This window comes from Sphingomonas sp. F9_3S_D5_B_2 (genome assembly GCF_054263715.1).
In genome coordinates this window covers 842837-867214 of the sequence record NZ_JBSZFB010000001.1, presented here as the reverse complement: position 1 = coordinate 867214, position 24378 = coordinate 842837, and the positions used below count along the sequence as shown (strand labels likewise).

The window sequence follows — 24378 nt, the reverse complement described above, 5'->3', positions numbered from 1 at the left end:
CTTCGGTGCAGGTCGACTTCTACCAGCTCGCCGGGAGCCCTGCCGAGCAGGTCATCGCCAGCCTGGCTGACAAGGTGCTCGCCACCGGCGGACGACTGCTCGTTGTCGCCTCCGATGAGGGGCAGCTAGCGCGGCTCGACCGGATGCTCTGGGACATGGAGCCGACCGGCTTCCTTCCGCATGCGGTCGCCGGCGGGACCGACGATTCCCGCCAGCCGGTCCTGCTCTCGACGACGCCGGACGCGCCAAACGTTGCCCGCAACATCCTCATCGCCGACGGGGAATGGCGCGAGGCGGCTCTCGCCTACGACCGCGCTTTCTACCTTTTCGACGCAGCAACTCTGCAAGGTGCCCGGCTGGCCTGGAAGCTGCTTGCCGGACGGGAAGGGGTCGAACGCCGCTACTGGGCCCAGGAGGGCGGCCGCTGGAAGCAGCAGGCGTGAGTCTTGCCCCGGTGCGTCGGCGCGGCTAGGCGGCGCTCCACTCCATTACCAATCAACACCATTCAGGAGATCGCCCGGTCATGGCCGCGACGCGCACCTTTTCGATCATCAAGCCCGATGCCACCCGCCGCAACCTGACCGGCGCAGTCACCAAGATGCTGGAGGAGGCCGGCCTTCGCGTAGTCGCCTCGAAGCGCATCCAGATGACCCGCGAGCAGGCCGAAGGCTTCTACGGCGTCCATCGCGAGCGGCCGTTCTTCAACGATCTGTGTGCCTTCATGACGTCAGGGCCGGTCGTCGTTCAGGTCCTTGAGGGTGAGAACGCTGTCCAGCGCAACCGCGACATCATGGGTGCGACGAACCCGGAACAGGCGGCGGAAGGCACGATCCGCAAGACCTACGCCGAATCGATCGAGGCGAACTCGGTTCACGGATCCGACAGCGACGAGAACGCGAACATCGAAATCGACTACTTTTTCAAGCCTGAAGAGATCGTCGGCTAATCGGTCGGCAGGCAGGCTAGCGGCTGAGTCCAACCAGCCGCAGCGACCGGCCGCCGAACAGCCCGCCGCCTTCCCAGCGGTAGCGCAGCACATAAGTGCCGCCATCGCGCCGATCAGCGCCGGATTCGACGTAGCGTGCATCTATTCGCGCCTGAATGCCGAGCGTCTTGTCCTTGGGTTCCTTGTCGTGCCCCTTGAGGGCGGCCTGCACCGCACTCGCTTGGAGCTCGCCGTCGCTTCCGACTTCGATCGGAGTGGCGCCAGGAAGCGTCAGTGTCAGCGACTCGATCGCATGACCCGCTTCCACGGGCGTTATCGTCAGCGTGCGTCCGTCCTCGCCGGCTTTGGCGCGCAGCTTCAGAGGAATGGCCTGACGCTGCTCGACGATGCGGGTGGGCTTGTCCTGCTCGCTCCCCTTCCAGCTTAGCCAAACCCCCGCAGCCGAGACGATGAGAGCCGCCAACGCGATCAGCTCGCCCAGGTTGATCCAGCGGCGACGGCGCTGCGCGTCCGTTTCGCTCATCGGCCGCCGGCCTCAAGCAGGCGCCGAGGCGCCGCAAGCTCCCAGCTCGCCGCGATCCGGTCGGCGACGAGAGACCAGTCGACGGAATTGCCGGCGACGCTGATGCCGACCCAGCTCGGAAGATAGGCGGGCTTGCTGTAGGTCTCGGGATTGGCCTCGAGGAGCATCGCCTGCTCGTCCGGACTGCCGATGCGCACGCACACCATCGTCCTGCCGTCGCCGTGATGATTGTCGCGAAACTGGGCGAACTGCTTGCCGGTCACGAAGAAAGTCGGCTGGCCGTGCGACAACCGCTCTTCGGTTTCGGGCAGTTCCAGGGCGGTCTCGCGGATTTTGTCGAGGGGGTCGCTCATTGGTTCACGAACTCGCTTAGGACCTTGGCGTATAGATCATGCTCGGCAGCGAGCACGCGCTGCTCGAGCGATTGCGGCGTGTCGCCCGGCTGAATCGGGACTTCAGACTGGCCGAGCACTTCCCCGGCGTCCAGTTCTTCGGTGACGACGTGAACGGAGCACCCGCTGACTGCGTCATTTGCTGCGAGCGCGCGGGCGTGGGTGTCCAGCCCCGGATAGTTCGGCAGGAGCGACGGGTGGATGTTGAGGATGCGCCCGCGCCACTTCTCAACGAACCAGGGCGAGAGGATGCGCATGAAACCCGCGAGAGCGATCGTGCCGACGCCGTATTCGCCCAGCACTGCAGTGAGGCTGCGATCATACTCTTCCTTCGAAACGCCCTTGCTGTCTCGCGACCAGGTCGGAAGCCCGCGCTCGCGTGCCCAGCTTAGGCCATCCGCGCCTGGCTTGTTGGATGCGATCAGGACCACCTCGTAGCCATCGGCCTTTTCAACCAGCGCGCGCATGTTGCTGCCGCGTCCGGAGATAAGGATTGCGACACGCCGCGGGTCACGCATCGTGGGTCGCGGACCAATCCCCGCCCGAGTTCCACGTGCCGCCACTTCCGCTGACCGTGCAGCCTCGCTGGCCAGTCTCGATGCGGCCGATCTCGACGACTGTCTGGCCGGCAGCTTCGAGCGCCGCAGCGACCGCGTTTGCCCGATCGGAGGCAACGATCGCAATCATGCCGATACCGCAGTTGAACGTTCGGGCCATCTCCTCCGGAGCGATCTTGCCGCCATCCTGGAGCATCGCGAAGAGCGGCGGCAGCTGCCAGCGTCCGCTGTCGACGATAGCACGGCAACCTTCCGGCAGGACGCGCGGGATGTTCTCGAGGAGCCCGCCGCCGGTGATGTGCGCGAGACCCTTGATTCGCCCAGCCTGCACGAGCGGCAGCAGCGCGCGGACGTAGATGCGGGTCGGCTCCAACAGCGCGTCGGCGAGGCTGCGTCCTTCCTGCGCGGGGGACGGCATATCGAGGTCCCACCCGGCCTGGTCGATGATCCGCCGGACGAGCGAGAATCCGTTCGAGTGAACGCCCGAGCTTGCAATTCCCAGGATGACGTCGCCGCCTGCGACGTCTGCGCCGGTCAGCACCGAATCGCGCTCGACCGCGCCGACGCAGAAGCCCGCGAGATCATAGTCGCCGCCGGAATACATGCCCGGCATCTCGGCGGTTTCACCTCCGATCAATGCGCAGCCCGCTTGCCGGCAGCCGTCCGCTATCGATGCGACCACTGCCGCCGCGACCTCGTTGTCGAGCTTTCCGGTCGCGTAATAATCGAGGAAGAACAGCGGCTCGGCACCCTGGACGATCAGGTCGTTGGCGCACATCGCAACCAGATCGATGCCGACGCCGCTGTGGCGGCCCGTTTCGATGGCCAGCTTCAGTTTCGTGCCGACGCCGTCATTCGCCGCGACGAGCAGCGGGTCCCGATAACCGGCAGCCTTGAGGTCAAAGAACCCGCCGAAGCCGCCGAGCTCCGCGCCCGCGCCCGGCCTTGCAGTGGATCGCGCGATCGGGCCGATGGTCTTCACAAGCGCATTGCCGGCATCGATCGACACGCCGGCATCGGCATAAGTCAGGGGCTTTTGGCTCATCGGCAGCGGGCACTAGAGACAAGCCGCTTGGATTTCCACGCCGTTGTCGCCAAAAGACCGCCCGAATGTTCTCGCGCCGCTTCGCCGTCCCACTGTCACTGCTCGTCGCCGCCGCTGGTGTTTCGGCGATCGTGTACGCGCAGCTGGAGAGCGGCGACCGGGGGATATTGCCCATCGACAGCTCCGGAACGCTCGAGATCACGGGCATCCACGTCGATGTCGGCGGACCTGACGCCCAGTCGGCGCGCTACGCGGGCTGGCGCGTCGCCCAGCGCCAGGGCTTCCAGGCGCTGTGGGCGAAGATGCACCACCTGCCCATCAATCAGGCGCCGAATTTGCCGGACGGCACGCTCGACCAGATCGTCAGCTCCATCAACGTCGAGCGGGAAGAGATTGGGCCCAACCGCTACATCGCCGACCTCGGCGTCCTGTTCGACCGCGCGCGGGCGGCTCAGTTCCTGGGCGTCGAAGGTGGACAGGTGCGCCGCTCCGCGCCGATGCTGCTGGTTCCGATCCTCGTTACGGGGGGCACGGAGACGACGGTCGAGCTACGCAATGGCTGGCAGCGCGCGTGGGCCCAGTTCCGCACGTCCACGAGCCCGATAGACTACGTCCGGATCAGCGGCCTCGGTGCAGATCCGCTGCTGATCAACGCGGCCCAGACCGCTCGACCGGGCCGTGGCTGGTGGCGCAATCTTCTCGACCTCTACGGCGCTTCGGACGTGCTGGTGGCCGAGGTGCAATTGCATCGCGTCTACCCGGGGGGCCCGGCAAGGGCTCGCTTCATCGGCATGCATGGGCCGGACCGGGAGATCATCGGCGGTTTCACGCTGACGTCGAACAATGGCGACATCCAGGCCCTGATGGCGGACGGCGCGCGCCAGATGGACCAGCTCTTCGGGCAAGCCCTCGCGGCAGGGCGGCTGCTTCGCGATCCAACGCTTGACCTTCCGCCGCCGCCGGTCATGCCGGAGCAGCCCGTCGAACAGAAAGCGGCACCCGCGAAGGTCGCCAGCACGACCAATGCCTTCCAGGTTCAGATCACGGCCAACGACGTGAAGGTCTATAACTTCGCGATGGCCCACCTGCGGACCATGCCGGGGATCGAATCATCGACGCCGCAACTCATCAACCCGACAGGCACGAGCTACGTGCTCGTCAATTATCACGGCGACATCGGTCAGCTTGCGGCAGCTCTGAGTGGACGCGGGTGGCTCGTCGATTTCTCCGGCAGTGTAATCCACGTGCGAGCGCCTAACGGTGGTCCCCCCGCACCGCCACCGCCGCCTGCGCCGACTCCGGTCGCGCCGGCCCCAGCGACGCCGCAGCCGACCGCCGCACCACCGGGGCAGACTCCGTGAGGTCGGGTCCGGACCAGCAGCCCTTGCCGCTGGACTGGCCACAGACCGAGGGTGATGCGCGGTTCATCGTTTCGGACGCAAACCGCGCCGCTTTCGAGCATTTCCGCAAGTGGAGCCTGTGGCCGGTCAAGGCGACGATCCTCACAGGGCCGCGTCGATCCGGGCGGAGCCTCCTTGCCCGGAGCTTCGTCGAGCGCGTCGGCGGGCGGCTCCTCGACGATGCCGAATCGCGCAACGAGACCGAGCTTTTCCACGCCTGGAACGATGCCCAGGACAGCAAGCGACCGCTCGTCCTGATTGCCGACACGGTCCCGCCGGAGTGGAACCCGGCGCTCCCTGATCTTCGGACGCGCCTTGCCGTCACGCCGGTGATCCGGATCGATCACCCGGACGACGCGCTCTTTGCATCGCTCATACAGCTGTATTTCGCCGACCGCGGGCTTCACATCCCGGGCGATGCGCTGCGGTTCATGACGGAGCGCCTGCAACGCGACTATTTCACTGCCGAGCGCGCCGTCGAAGCCGTGGACCGGTTCGCAATCGCGGAGCGGGCGAGGCTCAGCCTGCCAACGATCCGCCGGGCTTTGATGGAAGCCCGGATGATTGGTGAGGCCGCGTGAAGCGGATCAGCCGCAGCTGATCTTGGTGATCTTGCGTTGCTCGTCGAGCCACACGGTCACTCGGTCCGCGCGGAATTCCATCGTCATCATGTAGCCTGGAGGCGCCCAGCGCAGGACGGCGGCCTTCGTCGCGGCCTGGATGGCGGCTCCGGTCTCGCTGTCTCCGGCTTGACCGATGAAACGCTCGGTGCCCGTCGCATCGCAAGTGTGGCCCGGCGTCTCGCCGTGGATCACCGACTGCGGCGGTGCGGCGGCGCAGGCGGCCAGCAGGGCAGGGGCGAGCAGCAGGACGTTACGCATCGACGGTCTCCTCCTGGGCGACGCGGCTCATCTTGAGCTTGCCGTTGACGATTGCAAAGGCGAGCCGTCCCTCGACGAGGTCGACTGCGTCCTTTCCGAATTCCTGGAAGCGCCAGCCCTGAAGAATGGCAAGGCCGGAGCGAACGCCCGCGGCGAGCGCCTCGAGATCATCCGAGCGGGCGATGAGGCGGGGCGCCACGCCCGCTTCCTTCGCTCGGATTTTCAGCAGCAGCTTGAGCAAATCGCTGACCAGAGCGCCGTCCTTGGTCAGGCCCGGGCGCTTGGGCTCGCGGTCGGGCAGGTCGTCGCCGGCAAGCGGCTTGGCTGAGTCGAGGGCGGCGATGAGCCGTGCACCGATGTCATTCGACTTCCAGCCTGCGGACAGGCCGCGGATACGCCCGAGGTCGTCCTGGCTCTTGGGGGGGTGGAGGACAATTTCGGTTAGCGTGTCGTCCTTCATGATCCGGCCGCGCGGCAGGTTCTTCGACCGCGCTTCCGTTTCGCGCCAAGCGGCGAGCGCCTTGAGCCGCCCGAGCACGGTCGGATTGCGGCTTGGAAGCTTCAGGCGCTTCCAAGCGTCCTCGGCCGGGAAGGCGAAGCTGGACGCATCGGCGAGCCGCTCCATCTCCTCGTCGAGCCAATCGCCGCGGCCGCTCTTGCGAAGCTTCTCGACCATGCGCGGGAAGACCGTCGCGAGATGGGTGACGTCCGCGATCGCATAATCGATCTGGCGCTTGTCGAGCGGGCGGCGGCTCCAGTCGGTGAACCGTGCGCCCTTGTCGAGGCTGTGGCCGAGGAGGGATTCGATGAGGTTCGAATAGCCGATCTGTTCGCCGTGCCCGAGCGCCATTGCGGCGACCTGCGTATCGAAGAGGGGGTAGGGCATCTTGCCCGTGAGGTTGTGAATGATCTCGAGGTCCTGCCCGCCGGCGTGGAAGACCTTCAACACTTCCGGATTGTCGACGAACAGAGCGAGCAGCGGCTTCATGTCGAGATCGGCTTTGGGATCGATCGCCGCGGCCTCGTCGGTGCTTGCGACCTGGATTAGGCACAGGTCCGGCCAATAGGTATTTTCGCGCATGAACTCGGTGTCCACGGCGATGAACGGATGGGTAGCCAGGCGATCGACAAGCGCCTTGAGCTCGTCGCTGGTGGTAATCAGTGGGTGAATTCTCATGAGTCTGCAGCGGCCATAGCCCCGCCCTCGCGGGTTGACAAAAAGTGAGATGGAAGGGAAGCGCGGGCCGGACTTTCCCACCACATTTCCGCTTGCGAGCCGACCTCATCATGCACGCCTACCGCACACACACTTGCGCCGGATTGCGCGCCTCCAACGTCGGCGAGACTGTCCGCCTGTCCGGCTGGATCCACCGCAAGCGTGACCACGGCCAGCTGCTGTTCGTCGATCTTCGCGATCACTACGGAATCACGCAGATCGTCTGCGACGCGGACTCGCCCGCCTTCCAGGTGCTCGACCGACTGCGCGTCGAATCAGTGGTCACCATCGACGGCACCGTCGTCGCCCGCTCCGCCGAGACCACCAATCCCAACCTCGCCACGGGCGAGATCGAGGTTCGGGCGACCAATGTCGAAGTTCAGTCGACGGCTTCGGAATTGCCGATGCCCGTCGCTGGCGAGCAGGATTACCCTGAGGAAATCCGCCTCAAGTACCGCTACCTCGACCTTCGCCGCGAGGACGTCCACCGCAACATCATGCTGCGCTCGGCGGTGATCGCGTCGATCCGCCGCCGCATGATCGAGCAGGGCTTCACCGAGTTCCAGACGCCGATCCTGACCGCCAGCTCGCCGGAAGGCGCGCGCGACTATCTGGTCCCCAGCCGCGTCCATCCCGGCAAGTTCTACGCGCTCCCGCAGGCTCCACAGATGTTCAAGCAGCTGCTGATGGTTGCGGGTTTCGACCGCTATTTCCAGATCGCGCCCTGCTTCCGCGACGAGGACGCCCGCGCTGATCGGTCACCTGGTGAATTCTATCAGCTCGACTTCGAGATGAGTTTCGTCACCCAGGACGATGTGTTCAACGCGATCGAGCCGGTCCTGTCGGGCGTGTTCCGCGAGTTCGCCAACGGCCGCACCGTCACCGAAGGCGGGTACCCGCGTATTCCCTACAAGGAAGCGCTGCTGAAGTACGGCACTGACAAGCCGGACCTCCGCAACCCGCTGCTGATCCACGACGTCGGCGAGGAGTTCCGCGGCTCGGGGTTCGGGTTGTTCGCGGGTCTTGTAGAGAAGGGCGCGGTCGTGCGCGCCGTCGCCGCTCCCAACACCGCCGAGAAGAGCCGCAAGTTCTTCGACGACATGAACGAATGGGCACGCAGCGAAGGCTTCGCGGGCCTCGGCTACGCAACCCGCAAGGGCGGAGAGTGGGGCGGCCCCATCGCCAAGAACCACGGCACGGAGGGCATGGATCGGATCGCCGAGACCATGGGCCTCGGCCCGGACGACGGCATCTTCTTCGCCGCAGGCAAGCCTGAGGAAGCTGCAAAGCTCGCCGGTCTCGCCCGGACCCGCGTCGCCGAGCAGCTCGACCTTGTCGAGAAGAACGCGTTCCGGTTCTGCTGGATCGTCGACTTCCCGATGTATGAATATGACGAGGACGCGAAGAAGGTCGACTTCAGCCACAATCCTTTCTCGATGCCGCAGGGCGGTCTCGAGGCGCTGGAAAGCATGGATCCGCTCGACATCCTCGCCTGGCAGTACGACATCGTCTGCAACGGCATCGAGCTGAGCTCCGGCGCGATCCGGAACCACCGCCCCGACATCATGTACAAGGCGTTCGAAATCGCCGGCTATACCCAGGCGGAGGTCGACGAGAATTTCTCGGGCATGATCAACGCCTTCAAGTTCGGCGCTCCACCGCACGGCGGCTCCGCTCCCGGAATCGACCGCATCGTCATGCTGATCGCCGATGAACCCAACATCCGCGAGGTGATCGTCTTCCCCATGAACCAGAAGGCCGAGGACCTGATGATGAACGCGCCGGCGACCGTCACCGCCAAGCAACTGCGCGAGCTGCACATCCGGGTTGTCGACGCCGAAGGCACGACTGTCCCAAAATCGTAAACCCGTCCTTCACTTCGTTGCCGGGCTCCAGATGAGCCGATATCGCGCGCTGCAGTGACCGAGGAACCGGCGCAACAGGAACGGGAAGCGGCGTTCAACGAAGAAGCGGGCCGAGCGCTCTCGGACCTGAAGCTGCGGCTGTCGCAGCTCCATTTGCCGCATATCGCCAACCGGCGGCGGGCGATTATCCTGTTCGAAGGGCCCGAGGGTGCCGGCAAGAAGTACGCGCTGAGGCAGCTCACCGCGGCGCTCGACCCTTGCCACTTCACCGTCCACTGCACCCGCCACGAACGCCGCGAGGCTTCCGAAGGCCACTGGCTCGCCCGCTTCTGGCGACAGCTCCCTGCGGCGGGAGACACCAGCATTTTCCTGCGCAGCTGGTATCGCCGCGTGCTCGACGATCGTCTCGTCGGCCGTATCGACGACAAGACCGCCGCGCGCGCGTTTGACGAGATCAACGAATTCGAGGCCCAGCAGCGCGACTACGGCACCGTGCTGGTGAAGCTCTACTTCGAGGTCAGCGCGGAAGTTCAGGAGCGGCGCTTGAGGGAACGGGCGGAAAACCCGTGGGCCGCGATCATCAACCGGGAGCCCGTGGTCGAAGTCCAGCAGCCGGAATATGCCGATGCGCTGCAGCAGCTTCGGGCCAACTCCGACACGCGCTGGTCGCCGTGGCGCATGATCGACGGCAATGACGAGGGGCTAGCTGCTGTTGCAGCGCTTTCGGTGATTGCCGACGCGCTCGCTGCCGGACTGCCGGCCGTATCGTCAAGTTCAGCGAACCCGCCCAGCCGCGCGGCCTAGTTCGCGTCCGGATAGCGAATCGTCAGCACTTCATAGGCTTTCTCGCCGGACGGCAGCCGAACCGTCCGTTCGTCACCAACCCGCGAACCCACGAAAGCGCGGGCGAGGGGAGCGCTCCAGCCGATCAGTCCGTTGCCTGCATCGGCTTCATCGTCCCCAACGATCGTGATTGTGCGGCGATTGTCTTCCTCGTCGGCAAGCTCAATGGTCGCGCCGAAACGCACCTGGTCTCGCGTCGGTTGGTCGCCTGGGTCGACGACCTTGGCGGCTTTCATCACTTTCGCGAGATAGCCGAGCCTGCGGTCGATCTCGCGGAGCCGCTTGCGGCCGTAGATGTAATCGCCGTTCTCCGAGCGATCGCCATTGGCCGCTGCCCACGAGATCGTCTCGACAATCTTGGGCCGCTCGATCCCGAACAGCTCTTCATATTCGGATCGGATTCGAGCGAAGCCGGCTGGGCTGATGAAACGCTGCGGAGCGCTGCTCATCAACCGGGCTGACTCTTTCCAAGGTATCGCGAGACGTGCAGCGCGGCGCGCTGGTTACCTGGTCCCCGCAGCGAGTCATAGACCACCGTGTTCTCGATCACGCGCTGAACGTAGGCGCGCGTTTCAACGAACGGAATTGCCTCGATCCACTTGAGCACGTCGACACTGCCGCGTGGATCGCCATAGGCCCGGACCCACTTGCGGACGTTGCCGGCGCCGGCGTTGTAACTCGCCACCGCCAACGGCACGTTGCCGTCCCAGCTGTTCAGAAGGCGCTGGAAGTAAGCGGAGCCCAGCATGACGTTGTAGTTCGGGTCGGATCCGAGCCGGTAGCTGTCGTAGCCGACGCCGAGCTTGCCGGCTTGTTCGCGAGCGGTGCCGGGCATGAGCTGCATCGTCCCGCGCGCGCCGGCGTGGCTGACGGCATAGGGATCGAACGAGCTTTCCTGCCGCGAAATGCCGTGCGCCAGCGACCAGACGCTTGGCGACAGCGACGCCCGGAGCGTCGGATAACCCTGGCGGACGTAGTACATGGAGCCCTTGGTGCGGGCCATGCGCGCGACCCAAACCGGCAGGTCGTCGCGCCCAACCTGCTGCGCCAGCTCTACCGCGAGGCCCCGGTCAGCGTCGTTGTCTAGAGACTCGGCCAGCGCTCGGATGAAGAGGGCGCGCTCTTCCGCCGTCCCTTGACGGCTCATGATCCGAACGGCCTGAACGAGCCGCCGGTTGTTGAATGCTCCGCGCTGGGCGGCAGTGGTAGTATATTGCGGCACGACGGCGTTCGGCGCCGTTACCGAACGGCCGAGCCGTTCCAGGGCAAGCTGGCCGTAGAATAGCTCAGGATAAGCCGCTGCCTGCGAGAAATACGCGTTCGCGGTCTGGAAGTTGCCGGATGCGAGCGCGGCACGGCCGGCCCAATAATAGCCTTTGGTGGCGACCTGCAGCGACCTACCGCCGTGCGCGTAATTGTCGAACATCGCCATGGCGCTCGCAGGGCGCGACATGCGGTCCAGGGCGATTGTGCCACCGAGCCAGACCAGGCTGGTGTAGTCATCTCGGACGCCCATCGGCTGCGACGCGAGGTCGGCGCCCGGGGGCAGGGCGTCTCTCAGGTGGCTCGCAATCGCGAACGCAGTGGACCAGTTGCGCGACTGCGCAGCGTCGTTCGCGAGCGAGAGGAGCAATTCATAGAACCGCTCCACGTCAGCGGGGCGGTAAACGAACTTGTGCGGCCGCGCCGCAAGCTGCTGCGCCGCTTCCGAATAGCCTCTAGCGCGCAGATAACGCGCGCGGTCCATCATCAGGCCGGCGTCCGTCGTGACGCTGTTGATCACCGGCTGGTAGAGCGCTTCGGCGTTGCTTGAGCCGCTCTGCATGGCGATACGAGCTGCAAAGGCCGCGCGGCGAGCCGGACTGGTCGTGCCGAGGAACCGCTGGGCGTTGGTGTAGTCCTTGGTGAATAGCAGGGCGTCGGCGCGGCGATCGTTGTCGACGGTTGTGAAGCTGCCGCCGTAGCGCGCCCAGATTGCCTGCTCGTCGGTGCCCGACAGGTCTCCGGAAGCCCAGGCTTCGCGGGCTGCAGCCAGCGCCTCGGCCATGCGGCCGCTTGCAGCATAGGAATCAGCCAGTCGGGCATAGCCGTTGCCGGTGGTTGGCGGATCCTTCGCGTAGAAGGCGAGCACGCTGGCTGCATTTTCACCCGGCCGCATCGCCCGTTCGGCCCAGCGGCGCATCGAGGTTTCACCCGGCCAGTCGGGATTTGCGATCAGGAAGCGCGCATAGTCGCCAAAGCTGTAGCCGCTGCTCTGACGGAGGCGGCGCCAGTCGCCAATGGATGCGCTAACGGTGGGCTGAGCATAGGCAGAGGCCTGCTGATACGCCGCCGGCGTGCCGTATGGCCCCGTCTGCGCGGAGGACGACGCCGCAGTCGCAAGAAGGAACGGCAGTATACCAGCTGAACGCCACATGCTGGACATGTTGCAGTCCCCCTCCTTATCAGGCCGTGAACAAAGGGCCTGACCCTCTGTCGAATACTCTGCTGGACGGAGGTAAGTTCATGTTTTTTGGGTCGATACCGGCTCTGGTCACCCCATTTTCCGCCGGGCGTGTCGCGGAGGACACATTCCGGGCGTTCGTCGACTGGCAGATCACGGAGGGCAGCAATGCGCTCGTGCCCTGCGGAACGACGGGCGAAAGCGCGACACTGACGCGCGACGAACACCGGCAGGTGGTCGCGACGGCGGTGGAGGTTGCGGCGGGCAGGGTACCCGTAATTGCCGGGTGTGGAAGTTACTCGACGGCAGCAGCGATCGAGATGATTCGGGCGGCGGCCGATGTCGGCGCTGACGCCGCGCTGGTGGTCGTTCCCTATTACAACAAGCCCAGCCAGGCGGGCCTCGCGGCGCATTTCCTCGCAGTGGCCGACGCGTCTCCGCTCCCCGTGGTCGTCTACAATGTCCCGTCGCGCACCGTGGCCGATATTTCGGTGGAGACGCTCGGGAAGATTGCGAAACATCCAAAAATTGCAGCCATCAAGGACGCTACTGGCAATCTCGCGCGCGTGACGGCGCAGCGGCTGGCCTGCGGCAGCGACTTCGTCCAGCTCAGCGGCAACGACGACATGGCGCTCGGCTTCAACGCGATGGGTGGCGTTGGCTGCATCTCGGTCACCGCCAACGTCGCGCCGCGGCTTTGTGCCGAGTTCCAGAATGCGACCCGCGAAGGCCGGTGGGACGACGCGCTGAAGCTGCAGGACCAGCTCTATCCGCTCCACGCAGCACTATTCAGCGACTCCTCGCCGGGGCCGACCAAATACGCGCTGACCCGCGTCCGGTCAGGCTTTCCTGCGGATCTCCGCCTGCCGCTCGTCGAACCATCCGAGCCGTCTCGCCGGGCGGTCGACGCGGCACTCGAACATGCGGGGCTGGTCTGACCCTTCATGGCCAAGCCGCCCGCCCAACCGTTCGACAAGCAGAAGATCGTGGCCGAGAACCGGCGTGCGCGTTTCGATTATTTCGTCGAGGACCGCTTCGAAACTGGAATCGCGCTCACCGGCACGGAGGTGAAGGCCCTCCGCCAGGGCGAGGGCTCGATCGCCGAAAGCTACGCCACCGTCGAAGGCGAGGAAGTCTGGCTCGTCAACAGTCACATCCCCGAATACAGCCACGGCAACCGCCTGAACCATGAGCCGCGGCGCCCCCGGAAGCTGTTGCTGAAGCGACGCGAAATCGCCAAGCTTCACGGCGCGGTGACTCGTCAGGGGCTCACGCTCGTTCCCTTGTCCGTTTACTTCAACGGGAACGGCCGTGCGAAGGTCGAGCTGGCGCTGGCGCGGGGCAAGAAGGTCCATGACAAGCGCGAGACGGTGAAGGAACGCGATTGGAAACGGGAGCAGCAAAGGCTGTTGCGGCACAATGCCTGATGCTGCGCCGGCGGTGAGGGTGAACTGGGTCCGGCGCCATATTCCGACGCGTGATTCCATTCACCGCTACCGGCTGTTGCGGCCGTTCGCGAAACAGCTCAGCCAACCTGCTCTATGGCGGATGACCCACCGCTCGGTGCCGCGTGCCGTGGCGCTCGGCCTCGGCGTTGGCGTGATCATCCCTTTTATGCACACCATCATCGCGGCCGTTCTCGCGATCCCGCTGCGAGCGAACGTCGCGATCGCCGCCGCCTTCACGCTGGTGGTGAACCCGATCACGATCCCGGCCATGTATTATGCCGCCTATCGCATCGGCTCGTGGGAGCTTCACCACGACGCGGATCTTGTCAGCCCGGCGGCGGCGCAGCGCTTTTCGAGCGAGCTCAGCCGGTTCCTGTTCTGGATTCACCAGGCGTCCGGGCCGATCGCGGTTGGCATCCTGACCATGGCGGCAGCCGCTGCGGTGACCGGATATCTGCTTTCGGCAGTCGCCTGGCGGTGGTGGCTTCGCAGCAAGTGGCGCCAGCGGCGCCAAGTTCGCCTGAACCGCGGCCTTTAGCGCAGCGCCATGCTCCACCAGGAATTGCATGAAATCGAAGCGAGCTCGCTGAGCCGCTATGGCCGTTGGCTTCCTGCCGTGCTTGCCGCTGCCGCAGGCGTGACCGCCGGAGCCCTGCTTCTCCTTGCCGGGCAGCCGCTGATCGCCCTCGTTGCTCTCGCTGCAGGGGCGGGAATGGCGGCGGTGCTCGGCGTTCGGCGCGATCGTGCCGAGGCGCCGCGCGAGCCCGTTTCGCTGGGCCCGGACTTCTCACTGGTCGGCGCGGCGCTCGAGCTTTCGGCACAGCCGGTTGCGCTCACCAGCAGCGAAGGCAGCCTGCTGATGGCCAACGCTGCTTACCGCGAGCGTTTCGCCGGCGAGCCGCCGCTCGGCCTTGCCGTGGACGAGGAAAGCGGAAGCGCGCTCGCTATGGCCCGTACCCTTGCATGGCGCGACGGCGGGGGCTGCGTCGCAGGTGTCGTGACCGGATCGGGCAAGGTCCAGGTCGAGGTTGAACGGGCAGGAAGCACCGGCGACCTGCTGCTGTGGCGGTTCCCGACGCGGGGCATACCGGACCCCATCGGAGAGGGAACTCGCTGGCTGGGCAGCGACGCCGGTAATCGCCTAGCCACCGCTGGGGTCCTGACGGCCATAGTCGACAGTGATGGCCGCATTGCCGCCGCCAATGGACTGTTCCGCCACCAGGCCCTCTCCGGCGCATCGGAATCGGAAAGGCCGCTCCTTACCGATCTCGTCGAGACGCTCGGCAACGGCTTCGCGCACATCAAGCCGCATCGCGACACTGCGCCCCTCTATCGCCTGATCCACATTCCCTTCGACTCGGCCGAGGACGGCGGGGCCGGGACGGTGCTCCTGATCGAGGAGACACAAGGCAACGCGCCGGTCGATTCCGGCCACTTGCAAGCGCTTCTCGACGTGCTCCCGATCGGTCTTGCACTAGTCGATCGTGATGGACGCTTCCTGACCATGAACCAGGCCTTTCGCCATGCCGCCGGGATCAAGGGCGCGACAACGCCCAGCTATCCAGGTGACCTTGTGGTCAAGGAGGACAAGGCCGCCGTCGCCGACACCGTCCGCCGGAACGCGCGTGGTCCGGCGATGTCCGGCGACCTCGCGGTGCGGCTGGCGCGGCAACCCGGGGAACCGGTGGCGCTGACGATTGCCGGACTCCGCGGGCTCGGGGACGCCGCCGTCCTGCTGCTCCTCAAGGACAATAGCGAAGAAGCCAAGCTCAAGCGGCAGATCGCCCAGGCGACGAAGATGCAGGTCGTTGGACAGCTCGCGGGCGGCGTCGCCCATGACTTCAACAACATCCTGACGGCCATTATCGGCCATTGCGACCTGATGCTGATGCGGCACACGCCCGGCGACAGCGACTATGACGACATTCAGCAGATCAAGTCGAATTCGAACCGCGCCGCGGGTCTGACTCGCCAGCTCCTCGCATTCTCCCGGCAACAGACGCTTCGGCCGCAGGTGCTTCAGCTCCCTGACGTGGTCTCGGAAGTCTCCCATCTGCTCAAGCGCCTGCTCGGCGAAACCGTCGAACTCGTCGTCAAGCATGGCCGCAACCTGGGGCCGGTCCGCGCTGACCCTGGGCAGCTCGAGCAGGTCATCGTCAATCTCGCCGTCAACGCTCGCGACGCAATGGCCGAGAAGGGCGGGGGGACGCTCACGATCCAGACCTATTTCGTGAAGGCCGACCAGGTCGCGGAGCTTGGCTCCGATATTCTCCCGATCGCCGACTACAGCGCGCTGTCGGTGACCGACACCGGCAGCGGCATTCCGCCAAGCGTGCTCGGCAAGATCTTCGAGCCGTTCTTCACTACCAAGGAAGTGGGCAAGGGCACCGGCCTTGGCCTCTCCACGGTCTACGGGATCGTCAAGCAGTCGGGCGGTTTCATCTTCGCCGATTCAAAGGTCGGCGAAGGCACTCGCTTCGTCATTTACCTCCCCGTCCACCGCGAGGAAATGCAGGCCGCCAAGTCCCGGAAGGCGCCGAAGCAGAAGGCCGACGAGCTTTGGGGCAGCGGGACAGTGCTTCTCGTCGAGGACGAACCGATGGTCCGCGCCGTCGCCGAGCGCGCGCTGACGCGTCACGGCTACCAGGTGATCACCGCGGACAATGGCGAGGAGGCGCTCGAGGTTCTCGCCCGCAACGAGCCGGTGGACTTGCTGATCAGCGACGTCGTGATGCCCGGAATGGACGGTCCGACGATGGTCGCAGAAGCGCGCAAGACCAGGCCGGACCTCAAGATTCTCTTCATGTCGGGCTACGCCGAAGAGCAACTTCGCAACTCGATCGAGGTCGACAACTTCAGTTTCCTGCCCAAGCCCTTCTCGGTTCAGGATCTTGCCGACGCGGCGAAGCGGACCATGGCCCCCAAATAAAAGCTTGCACGAACACGCCCGCCATTTAATCGAATCGCGCATGTCGGAAGGCCGCTCCATTTTGATCGTCGAGGACGAGCCTCTCATCGCGATGATGCTAGAGGACTTTCTCGAATCCCTCGGCCATTCGGTCGCCGGGAGCTGCGATACGGTCGAGTGCGCGCTCGACCATGTGGAGAAGGGCGGCTTCGACCTCGCCATCCTCGACGTGAACTTGAAAGGCGAAAATGTCTGGCCCGTCGCGGCCAAGCTGCGCGAGCGCAATCTGCCGTTCGTGATTGCGACTGGCGGTCACGTCGACCCGCCGCCGCCCGAATTCAACAATGCTCCCGTGATCGAGAAGCCCTACACGGTGGACCGGGTCACTCCGGCGATCGACGCCGCGTTTGCCGCGTAACGGCTTCCGCCTCGTCGCACCTTGCTAGGTCGATGCAGGCAATCCATATTATTGAAAATTCAGGAGCAATCCTCCGCGGGGACTCGTTAACACTCCAGCAGAGTTGATTGTGACATAAAGCGGGCTAGCATGCCCCTAACCACGGTCGCTCGCGGCCGGTACGCAAGGACGGGAATGACCAAACTTTCTGGCGGCGACGGCAAGAGCACCCTCTACTGCTCATTCTGCGGCAAGTCGCAGCACGAGGTTCGCAAGCTTATTGCGGGCCCGACCGTTTTCATCTGCGACGAGTGCGTCGAACTCTGCAACGACATCATCCGCGAGGAATCGAAGTCCGCGCTGGTGAAGACCCGGGACGGTGTTCCGACGCCGGCGGAGATCTGCAAGGTCCTCGACGACTATGTCATCGGGCAGGACCGCGCCAAGCGCGTGCTCTCCGTCGCGGTTCACAACCACTACAAGCGGCTCTCGCACGGCTCCAAGCCGGGCAACGAAGTCGAGCTTGCCAAGTCCAACATCCTGCTGATCGGCCCGACGGGCTGCGGCAAGACCCTGCTTGCGCAGACGCTCGCCCGCATTCTGGACGTGCCGTTCACGATGGCGGACGCGACAACGCTGACCGAGGCCGGCTACGTCGGCGAGGACGTCGAAAACATCATCCTCAAGCTGCTCCAGGCTTCCGACTACAACGTCGAGAAGGCGCAGCGCGGGATCGTCTACATCGACGAGATCGACAAGATCAGCCGCAAGTCGGACAATCCCTCGATCACCCGCGACGTCTCGGGCGAAGGGGTTCAGCAGGCGCTGCTCAAACTGATGGAGGGCACGACCGCTTCGGTCCCGCCGCAGGGCGGCCGCAAGCATCCGCAGCAGGAATTCCTGCAGGTGGACACGACGAATATCCTGTTCATCTGCGGCGGCGCTTTCGCCGGGCTCGAGAAGATCATCGGTGACCGCCTGCAGGGCAAGTCGATCGGCTTCGGCGCGCACGTTGCCGCTCCTGACGAGCGCAAGACCGGCGAGACGCTGAAATATTGTGAGCCGGAAGACCTTCTGAAGTTCGGCCTGATCCCCGAGTTCATCGGCCGCCTGCCCGTCATCGCGACGCTGATGGACCTCGACGAGGAAGCGCTGGTCAAAATCCTGGTCGAGCCGAAGAATGCGCTCGTGAAGCAGTACGCTAAGCTGTTCGACATGGAAGATGTTGAGCTGGAGTTCACGGACGACGCTCTGCACGCGATCGCCAAGAAGGGCATCGAGCGGAAGACCGGCGCGCGCGGACTGCGCTCGATCCTCGAAGGCATCCTGCTCGACACGATGTTCGACCTGCCCTCGATGGACGGCGTCGACGAAGTCCACGTGGACAAGGACGTGGTCGAGGCCCGCAAGGAGCCGGTCCGCGTCTATTCCAAGAAGGACAAGACGGGCGACGCCGCCTGAAACCGGCGTCGCTCCTGATCTTCTAGCGAACGATCGGCCGGCCGATCAGCTGGCGTTGAACGCAGCCATCATCTGCGACCCGAAGCGCTCCACCAGGTGCGCGTCGCGATTGTAGGGATCAGCCAGGAAGCGAACGCCGTCGGCGCTCGGCTGCACCGTCAGGTACGTCATGTACACAGGGACGGGGCGCGGAAGATCGACTTCCTGCTCCACCTTCGGGTCGTCGCCGCGCGGCAAGCTGCCGTTGAACAGCCATTTGCCCAGGCGTTTGTAGTCCTCGAGACGAACACAGCCATTGCTGATCCAGAGCTCGTTCTTGGTGAAGTGCTCCTTCTCAGGCGAGTCGTGAAGATAGATGCCGAAGTAGTTCGGAAGCATGAACTTCATCATGCCCATTGAGTTCGCCGGACTCGGCAGGCGGCGAAGCCGGACGTCCAACCGACCGTCGACGACAGCCTGCCAATCGATGCTGTGTGGATCGAGAACCTGCGGGTGATCGGTGAAGTCTGACAGCACCTGATATTCGCGGTCCGTCAGGTAGCTGATGCCCTGGGCAACGACGCGCGGCCCGATCAGGTTTCGAGCGAGTTCGGGCGGGACGTTCCAATAGGGGTTCACGCTGGCATATTTGATGTAGGCGGCCATCATCGGCGTCGCGGTCTCGGACTTGCCGACCACGACCTTCATGCTGTCGACCTGGCGGCCGTTCTCCCACATGCTGAGCCGTGCCGAACCGGCATCGACGAGCACGTACTTGCGCTGCTCTTCGGGTGCGGGAAGGCGGCGCGCGCGCTCCATGTTGATGATGATCAGCTGCTCGTAATATTGCGGCCCGCGGTTCAGTGCTTCAACCGTTCCGGCGCCGGCAATGCCATCCGCCTTCAGACCGTGCACGTCCTGGAACTCCTTGACGGTGGCCGCCAGGGAGGCGTCGTAGCTACTCCCGTCAGCAAGCCCGAGACGGGTGCGCAGCGCGGCGACGCGCTCTCCAGTCGAGCCGGGCTTCAGGGTCGGACCTTCCGGCACTTGCACGTCGGGCAGGTTGGCCCAGCGTTGGCGATACTTCACGAAGCCGCGGCGAAGGTCGGTGTAGACGGGGTTCATCGACACGAACATGTCGAGCGGCGCACCGCTCCAGTCGTTGAACGCGATATTGTGCAGCAGCGCCCGATCGTGGATCGCGCGAGGAATGAGCTCCTCGTCGATGTAGATCATGTCCACGCCCTGCTCGATGGAGGGCGGCAGGTCGATCGGCTCAAGAGCGGGCGACCGGGGCTGCGAAGCGACCGGCGCCTGCCACGGCATGGCGGGCGGAGCCTGCGGGCGGGCCATCCATGGTTCCGCCACAGGCGCGGGGACCGGGGGTGGAGGCGCCATCGGAACCTGCGCCGAGACAACCGTTGCGGTCAGCGCGCTGAGCGCGAGCATTGAATGTTTGAATTTCACCCCGGCATCGTAACCGCTGAAACTGAACGGTTACAGAATCCCGCGACCAATAGGGCATTAAGCGCGGTGGCTGTGTCTTTCGATGCACAGCGGCCGAGCCGCATCGGGGCGCGTGTGAAGAGCTTATTCTCCCTCTAGTGGAAGCGTGTCCCGTTCGCCGACGGGCGCACCGAGCTTTCGAGCGACCTCCTCAACTTCTTCGTCGCTTGGCGCCTCCGCAAGCTCTTCGCCGGGAGCGAGCGCGTCATCTGGAATGCCAGGCGACGTGCCTGCGATCGTCTCGTTGACTGCGCGCTCGTTCGGTCCGTTGCTGATCTTCTCGCGGTCGTCGGCCATTCGGTCCTCCCACTCTTCAAGCCATTAGAGCGGACTTCCACCGGCGATTGTTCCGCCGGTTTGTTGCGCGACCGGAGGCCGACGCCCATATGTCGCCAATGACTCGTTCTCTTCCTATTCTGCCCCTTCGCGACATTGTCGTTTTCCCGCACCGCATCGTCCCGCTGTTCGTCGGCCGCGATAAGTCGGTCTCGGCGCTCGAGGCCGCCATGGCGACCGATCGCGAACTATTCCTCGTCGCCCAGCTCGACCCTGCCGAGGACGATCCCGATCGGGACGCGCTCTATGACCTCGGCGTCATCGCGACCGCGATGCAGCTCCTGAAGTTGCCCGACGGCACGGTCCGCGTGCTCGTGGAGGGCGTGAAGCGGGCACGGCTTGTGAACCTCGAGCCCGGTGACGGTCACCTCGTCGCGGAGATCGAGGAAATCGACGAGGAAGACTCCGCTTCACCCGAGGCGCAGGCGCTAATGCGCTCCGTCATCGACCAATTCGAGAATTACGCGAAGCTCAACAAGCGCCTGCCCCCCGAGACGGGCATTCAGCTCGGCGAGATCGAGGATCCCTCGGCGCTAGCCGACGCTGTCGCGTCCAATCTCTCGGTCAAGGTTGCCGACAAGCAGGCGCTGCTTGGCGAGCTGAACCCGGCCCGACGCCTCGAGATGGTGTTCGCCTTCATGGAAGGTGAGCTTGGCGTCCTACAGGTCGAGAAGAAGATCCGCAGTCGCGTGAAGCGGCAGATGGAGAAGACGCAGCGCGAATATTACCTCAACGAGCAGTTGAAGGCGATCCAGCGCGAACTGGGTAACGAGAATGAGGAAGGCGGCGACGAGCTTCAGGAGCTTGCGGAGAAGATCCGCAAAACTCGCCTGTCCAAGGAGGCGAAGACTCGCGCGAATGCCGAGCTGAAAAAGCTGAAGGCTATGGCGCCGATGTCCGCCGAGGCGACTGTCGCCCGCAATTATCTGGATGTCCTGCTCGGTCTGCCCTGGGGCAAGAAGTCCAAGCTCAAGAAGGACATCCCCGAGGCGCAGCGGATTCTCGACGAGGACCACTACGGTCTCGAGAAAGTGAAGGACCGGATCGTCGAATATCTCGCCGTCCAGGCCCGGACCAACAAGCTCAAGGGCCCGATCCTCTGCCTCGTCGGTCCGCCGGGCGTCGGCAAGACCTCGCTCGGCCGCTCGATCGCACGGGCAACGGGACGTGAATTCGTCCGTCAGTCGCTGGGCGGCGTTCGTGATGAAGCCGAGATCCGCGGTCACCGGCGCACCTACATCGGTTCACTCCCGGGCAAGATCATCTCGAACCTTAAGAAGGCCGGTTCGTCCAACCCGCTGTTCCTGCTCGACGAGATCGACAAGCTCGGTCAGGACTTCCGCGGCGATCCCGCCTCCGCGCTGCTCGAGGTTCTCGATCCGGAGCAGAATAACCGCTTCCAGGACCACTATCTGGAACTCGACTATGATTTGTCGGACGTGATGTTCGTCACCACGGCCAACTCGCTCGACATGCCGCAGCCGCTGCTCGACCGCATGGAGATCATCCGGCTCGAGGGTTACACCGAAGACGAGAAGGTCGAGATCGCCAAGCGCCACCTCATCCCGAAGCAGATGGAAGCGCACGGGCTGAAGACTCACGAGCTGACCTACTCCGAGGGCGCGCTGCGCGGCATGATCCGGCACTACACCCGTGAGGCTGGCGTCCGCACCCTCGAGCGGGAGCTTGCAAAGGTCGCCCGCAAGTCGCTCCGCCAAATCCTCGAAGGCAAGACGGAGCGTGTGGAGCTCACACCGGAGAACCTCGGCGACTATCTTGGCGTCCGCAAATATCGCTACGGGATGGGTGAGGAAGAGGACCAGATCGGGGCAGTGACCGGCCTGGCCTGGACCGAAGTCGGCGGCGAGCTTCTGACGATCGAGGCTGTCACCGTTCCCGGTAAGGGCCAGATCAAGACGACCGGCAAGCTCGGCGAAGTGATGCAGGAGTCCATCCAGGCTGCGATGAGCTTCGTGAAGGCTCGCGCGCCGGCTTATGGCGTCAAGCCGTCAATCTTCGCGCGCAAGGACATCCACGTCCACTTGCCTGAGGGCGCCGTTCCCAAGGACGGCCCGTCGGCAGGCATCGGCATGGTCACGGCCATGATCTCGACGCTGACTGGTGTGGCGGTTCGGCGCGATGTCGCAATGACGGGCGAAGTGACCCTACGGGGCCGCGTGCTTCCGATCGGCGGGCTCAAGGAGAAGCTGCTGGCGGCACTCCGCGGGGGGATCACCACGGTTCTCATCCCTTCCGAGAACGAGAAGGATATCGCCGAGCTTCCCGCAACGGTGAAGGACGGCCTGGAGATTATCCCCGTCTCGCACGTCGATGAAGTGCTTGCGCGCGCTCTTGCCGAGCCGCTCGAGGCGATCGAATGGACCGAGGCGGACGAGCATGCCGCCCAGCCGCCCCTTCACGGGGGAAGTCCCGAAGCGGGAGCCGCGGTTCGCCACTAATCTTTGACTCCGCGACGGAGTCTGGCCTTAAGGAAATAGTGCTTCGTGCGTGCGAGTCTCGGCGGAGCCGAGGGGAGTGCCCGTACATGAACAAGCAGGAACTGATTGGGCACGTCGCCGATCGCGCGGGACTTAGCCGCAGCGAGGCGATCCGCGCCGTCGAAACGATGCTCGAGGTGATCACGTCGACGCTCAAGCGCGGTGACGAAGTGCGGCTGGTTGGTTTCGGCAATTTCTCGGTCACTCGCCGAAAGGCATCGACAGGGCGCAATCCGCGCACTGGCGAGCCGATGCAGATCAAGGCGACGTCGCAGCCGAAGTTTCGTCCCGGCAAGGTCCTGAAGGACGCGGTCCAATAGTCGGCTAGACAGTCATGGCGGCGGGATATATCCGCCGCTTCCGCGAGCAGCTTGGGCGCGGGCGCGTAGCTCAGTGGTAGAGCACACCCTTCACACGGGTGGGGTCGTAGGTTCAATCCCTACCGCGCCCACCAGCGCTTCCTCCGGATGACGCTGGCTTTACTTGCCTTGCACCGGTTCCAACCTTAAGTGGCCCGCGCGGGCACGGGAAAGCTTCCGGGCACGCACCTTGTGGCGGTCGTAGCTCAGCTGGTTAGAGCATCGGTTTGTGGTACCGAGGGTCGGGGGTTCAAGTCCCCTCGTCCGCCCCATCATCTTCTTCCGCAACGATAATCCGAGTAGTCATGACCACCCCCTGGGGCTTGCCCGACTTCGACGCCCACGAGGCGCTTCACTTCATCGACGACGAAAAGACCGGCCTGAAGGCGATCATCGCCGTTCACTCCACGCATATCGGCCCAGCGGCCGGCGGTTGCCGATTCTGGCACTACGCGGCGGACGAGGACGCACTCGTCGATGCTCTGAGGCTGTCCCGCGGGATGAGCTACAAGAACGCGATGGCCGGGCTGCCGCTCGGTGGCGGCAAGTCGGTGATCCTGGCCGACGAGGCACGCAGCAAATCGCCCGAACTTCTGCACGCGTTCGGCAAGGCGGTGGACAGCCTCGGCGGCAAGTACATCACGGCCGAGGACGTCGGCATCAGCGTTGCGGACATGATCGAAATTTCGCGCCAGACGAAGTTCGTCGCCGGGCTGCCCGCCGAGGGCGCGCACGTAGGTGGCGATCCCGGTCCGCACACGTCGCTTGGCGTGTTCCTGGGCCTTAAGGCGGCGGTCAAGCGCGGGCTGGGCAAGGACAGCGTCGAAGGCTTGCACATCGCACTTCAGGGCGCCGGGAGCGTTGCCAGCGGCGTTGCAATGCATGCGGCGGCCGAGGGCGCCCGGCTGTCGATTGCAGACGTGGACACGGGGAAGGCTCAAAAACTCGCGGCCCAGGTGAACGGGACGGTTGTGGATCCCGATGCCATCCTGGCCACCGAAGCGGACGTCCTCAGCCCCTGCGCGCTCGGCGCGATCTTCGACGAGCAGTCGATTGCCGCGCTCAAGGTGCCGGTCGTCGCCGGCGGCGCCAACAACCAGTTGGCAACTGCCGAAGACGGTGCGCGCCTCCACGCGCGCGGCATTCTCTACGCACCCGATTACGTCATCAATGCCGGCGGCATCATCAACGTCTCGACCGAATATCTGGGCGACGGCGACGCAAGCCTGGTCCGCGAACGTATCGAGGGGATTCCCGTCCGCCTCGAGCAGATCTGGAGCGAGAGTGCGTCGAGCGGCCGCGATCCCGCTGCGGTTGCCGACAGCATGGCGCAGCGGCTCATCGGGCGCGCCTAGAAGCACCCGCTTCGTTCCGC

The 24378-nt window shown here is 64.9% G+C and carries 25 protein-coding genes and 2 tRNA genes; 17 read left to right on the top strand and 10 right to left on the bottom strand.

The window, feature by feature from the left end:
* Nucleotides 1–5: 5 nt before the first annotated feature.
* Complete coding sequence (locus tag ACUXST_RS04170) at nucleotides 6–443, top strand: DNA polymerase III subunit chi (RefSeq protein ID WP_458388676.1); 438 nt, start codon at nucleotides 6–8, stop codon at nucleotides 441–443.
* An 80-nt stretch (nucleotides 444–523) separates the two neighbouring features.
* On the top strand, nucleotides 524–946 hold the full coding sequence (ndk, locus tag ACUXST_RS04165) for a nucleoside-diphosphate kinase (RefSeq protein ID WP_458388675.1): 423 nt from the start codon (nucleotides 524–526) through the stop codon (nucleotides 944–946).
* A 16-nt stretch (nucleotides 947–962) separates the two neighbouring features.
* Here the strand turns inward: ndk and ACUXST_RS04160 are convergent, their stop codons facing one another.
* From ACUXST_RS04160 to purM, 4 genes are read right to left on the bottom strand one after another with little or no spacing between them, the layout of a single operon-like run.
* A complete protein-coding gene (locus tag ACUXST_RS04160; protein WP_458388674.1) occupies nucleotides 963–1469 on the bottom strand; it encodes a hypothetical protein in 507 nt (168 codons plus the stop codon).
* A complete protein-coding gene (locus ACUXST_RS04155; RefSeq protein WP_458388673.1) occupies nucleotides 1466–1822 on the bottom strand; it encodes an MmcQ/YjbR family DNA-binding protein in 357 nt (118 codons plus the stop codon). Before ACUXST_RS04155 ends, ACUXST_RS04160 begins: the two co-directional genes overlap by 4 nt.
* Nucleotides 1819–2379 (bottom strand): phosphoribosylglycinamide formyltransferase, encoded by a 561-nt coding sequence (gene purN / locus ACUXST_RS04150; protein WP_458388672.1) that lies wholly within the window; start codon nucleotides 2377–2379, stop codon nucleotides 1819–1821. Before purN ends, ACUXST_RS04155 begins: the two co-directional genes overlap by 4 nt.
* On the bottom strand, nucleotides 2372–3463 hold the full coding sequence (gene purM, locus ACUXST_RS04145; protein ID WP_458388671.1) for a phosphoribosylformylglycinamidine cyclo-ligase: 1092 nt from the start codon (nucleotides 3461–3463) through the stop codon (nucleotides 2372–2374). The genes purN and purM overlap by 8 nt, the downstream gene beginning before the upstream one ends.
* A 65-nt stretch (nucleotides 3464–3528) precedes the next feature.
* Between purM and ACUXST_RS04140 the strand changes: the two genes are divergently transcribed.
* Both ACUXST_RS04140 and ACUXST_RS04135 read left to right on the top strand, forming a co-directional pair.
* A complete protein-coding gene (locus ACUXST_RS04140) occupies nucleotides 3529–4824 on the top strand; it encodes a heavy-metal-associated domain-containing protein (protein ID WP_458388670.1) in 1296 nt (431 codons plus the stop codon).
* Nucleotides 4821–5444 carry a chromosomal replication initiator DnaA gene (locus ACUXST_RS04135; protein WP_458388669.1) on the top strand — a complete coding sequence of 208 codons (624 nt, stop codon included), beginning with the start codon at nucleotides 4821–4823 and terminating at the stop codon, nucleotides 5442–5444. Before ACUXST_RS04140 ends, ACUXST_RS04135 begins: the two co-directional genes overlap by 4 nt.
* A gap of 6 nt (nucleotides 5445–5450) precedes the next feature.
* Here ACUXST_RS04135 and ACUXST_RS04130 read toward each other — a convergent pair whose 3' ends face one another.
* Both ACUXST_RS04130 and rnd read right to left on the bottom strand, forming a co-directional pair.
* Nucleotides 5451–5744: an I78 family peptidase inhibitor gene (locus ACUXST_RS04130; protein ID WP_458388668.1), complete on the bottom strand. Its 294-nt coding sequence runs from the start codon at nucleotides 5742–5744 to the stop codon at nucleotides 5451–5453.
* Nucleotides 5737–6921, bottom strand: a complete 1185-nt coding sequence (gene rnd / locus ACUXST_RS04125; RefSeq protein WP_458388667.1) for a ribonuclease D — start codon at nucleotides 6919–6921, stop codon at nucleotides 5737–5739. The genes ACUXST_RS04130 and rnd overlap by 8 nt, the downstream gene beginning before the upstream one ends.
* Nucleotides 6922–7031: 110 nt before the next feature.
* On the opposite strand from rnd, the gene aspS reads away from it, so the two are divergent.
* Together aspS and ACUXST_RS04115 are read left to right on the top strand one after the other, a co-directional pair.
* Nucleotides 7032–8825 carry an aspartate--tRNA ligase gene (aspS, locus tag ACUXST_RS04120; protein ID WP_458388666.1) on the top strand — a complete coding sequence of 598 codons (1794 nt, stop codon included), beginning with the start codon at nucleotides 7032–7034 and terminating at the stop codon, nucleotides 8823–8825.
* Between the two features lie 54 nt (nucleotides 8826–8879).
* On the top strand, nucleotides 8880–9629 hold the full coding sequence (locus tag ACUXST_RS04115; protein ID WP_458388665.1) for a polyphosphate kinase 2 family protein: 750 nt from the start codon (nucleotides 8880–8882) through the stop codon (nucleotides 9627–9629).
* On the opposite strand, the gene greB is transcribed toward ACUXST_RS04115, so the two are convergent.
* The gene (greB, locus tag ACUXST_RS04110; protein ID WP_458388664.1) at nucleotides 9626–10117 is read right to left on the bottom strand and encodes a transcription elongation factor GreB; all 492 of its coding nucleotides are present in this window, start codon (nucleotides 10115–10117) and stop codon (nucleotides 9626–9628) included. The two genes, ACUXST_RS04115 and greB, sit on opposite strands and share 4 nt — an antisense overlap.
* Nucleotides 10117–12093: a lytic transglycosylase domain-containing protein gene (locus ACUXST_RS04105; protein WP_458388663.1), complete on the bottom strand. Its 1977-nt coding sequence runs from the start codon at nucleotides 12091–12093 to the stop codon at nucleotides 10117–10119. The genes greB and ACUXST_RS04105 overlap by 1 nt, the downstream gene beginning before the upstream one ends.
* A gap of 80 nt (nucleotides 12094–12173) precedes the next feature.
* Here ACUXST_RS04105 and dapA point away from each other — a divergent pair, with 80 nt between their 5' ends.
* The 6 genes from dapA (at nucleotide 12174) to clpX (ending at nucleotide 18325) form a co-directional block, all read left to right on the top strand.
* Entirely contained in the window at nucleotides 12174–13049 is an 876-nt protein-coding gene (gene dapA, locus ACUXST_RS04100; protein WP_458388662.1) for a 4-hydroxy-tetrahydrodipicolinate synthase, read from the top strand.
* Nucleotides 13050–13055: 6 nt separating this feature from the next.
* On the top strand, nucleotides 13056–13538 hold the full coding sequence (smpB, locus tag ACUXST_RS04095) for an SsrA-binding protein SmpB (protein WP_458388661.1): 483 nt from the start codon (nucleotides 13056–13058) through the stop codon (nucleotides 13536–13538).
* Nucleotides 13531–14097 carry a DUF2062 domain-containing protein gene (locus ACUXST_RS04090; protein WP_458388660.1) on the top strand — a complete coding sequence of 189 codons (567 nt, stop codon included), beginning with the start codon at nucleotides 13531–13533 and terminating at the stop codon, nucleotides 14095–14097. Before smpB ends, ACUXST_RS04090 begins: the two co-directional genes overlap by 8 nt.
* 24 nt (nucleotides 14098–14121) lie before the next feature.
* Nucleotides 14122–16488 (top strand): response regulator, encoded by a 2367-nt coding sequence (locus ACUXST_RS04085; RefSeq protein ID WP_458388659.1) that lies wholly within the window; start codon nucleotides 14122–14124, stop codon nucleotides 16486–16488.
* Between the two features lie 40 nt (nucleotides 16489–16528).
* Complete coding sequence (locus ACUXST_RS04080) at nucleotides 16529–16885, top strand: response regulator (RefSeq protein WP_458388658.1); 357 nt, start codon at nucleotides 16529–16531, stop codon at nucleotides 16883–16885.
* 174 nt (nucleotides 16886–17059) lie between these two features.
* Complete coding sequence (gene clpX, locus ACUXST_RS04075) at nucleotides 17060–18325, top strand: ATP-dependent Clp protease ATP-binding subunit ClpX (protein WP_458388657.1); 1266 nt, start codon at nucleotides 17060–17062, stop codon at nucleotides 18323–18325.
* A 45-nt stretch (nucleotides 18326–18370) separates the two neighbouring features.
* Here the strand turns inward: clpX and ACUXST_RS04070 are convergent, their stop codons facing one another.
* Complete coding sequence (locus ACUXST_RS04070) at nucleotides 18371–19657, bottom strand: L,D-transpeptidase family protein (protein ID WP_458388656.1); 1287 nt, start codon at nucleotides 19655–19657, stop codon at nucleotides 18371–18373.
* A 237-nt stretch (nucleotides 19658–19894) separates the two neighbouring features.
* On the bottom strand, nucleotides 19895–20107 hold the full coding sequence (locus tag ACUXST_RS04065) for a hypothetical protein (RefSeq protein ID WP_458388655.1): 213 nt from the start codon (nucleotides 20105–20107) through the stop codon (nucleotides 19895–19897).
* 98 nt (nucleotides 20108–20205) lie between these two features.
* Between ACUXST_RS04065 and lon the strand changes: the two genes are divergently transcribed.
* From lon to ACUXST_RS04040, 5 genes are all read left to right on the top strand, one after another.
* Complete coding sequence (gene lon / locus ACUXST_RS04060) at nucleotides 20206–22605, top strand: endopeptidase La (RefSeq protein ID WP_458388654.1); 2400 nt, start codon at nucleotides 20206–20208, stop codon at nucleotides 22603–22605.
* Nucleotides 22606–22691: 86 nt separating this feature from the next.
* Nucleotides 22692–22964 (top strand): HU family DNA-binding protein, encoded by a 273-nt coding sequence (locus ACUXST_RS04055; RefSeq protein ID WP_458388653.1) that lies wholly within the window; start codon nucleotides 22692–22694, stop codon nucleotides 22962–22964.
* 59 nt (nucleotides 22965–23023) lie between these two features.
* Nucleotides 23024–23098: transfer RNA gene (locus ACUXST_RS04050), tRNA-Val, on the top strand.
* Between the two features lie 100 nt (nucleotides 23099–23198).
* Nucleotides 23199–23275: transfer RNA gene (locus ACUXST_RS04045), tRNA-His, on the top strand.
* Nucleotides 23276–23308: 33 nt separating this feature from the next.
* Nucleotides 23309–24358 (top strand): Glu/Leu/Phe/Val family dehydrogenase, encoded by a 1050-nt coding sequence (locus tag ACUXST_RS04040; RefSeq protein WP_458388652.1) that lies wholly within the window; start codon nucleotides 23309–23311, stop codon nucleotides 24356–24358.
* Nucleotides 24359–24378: the final 20 nt, after the last annotated feature.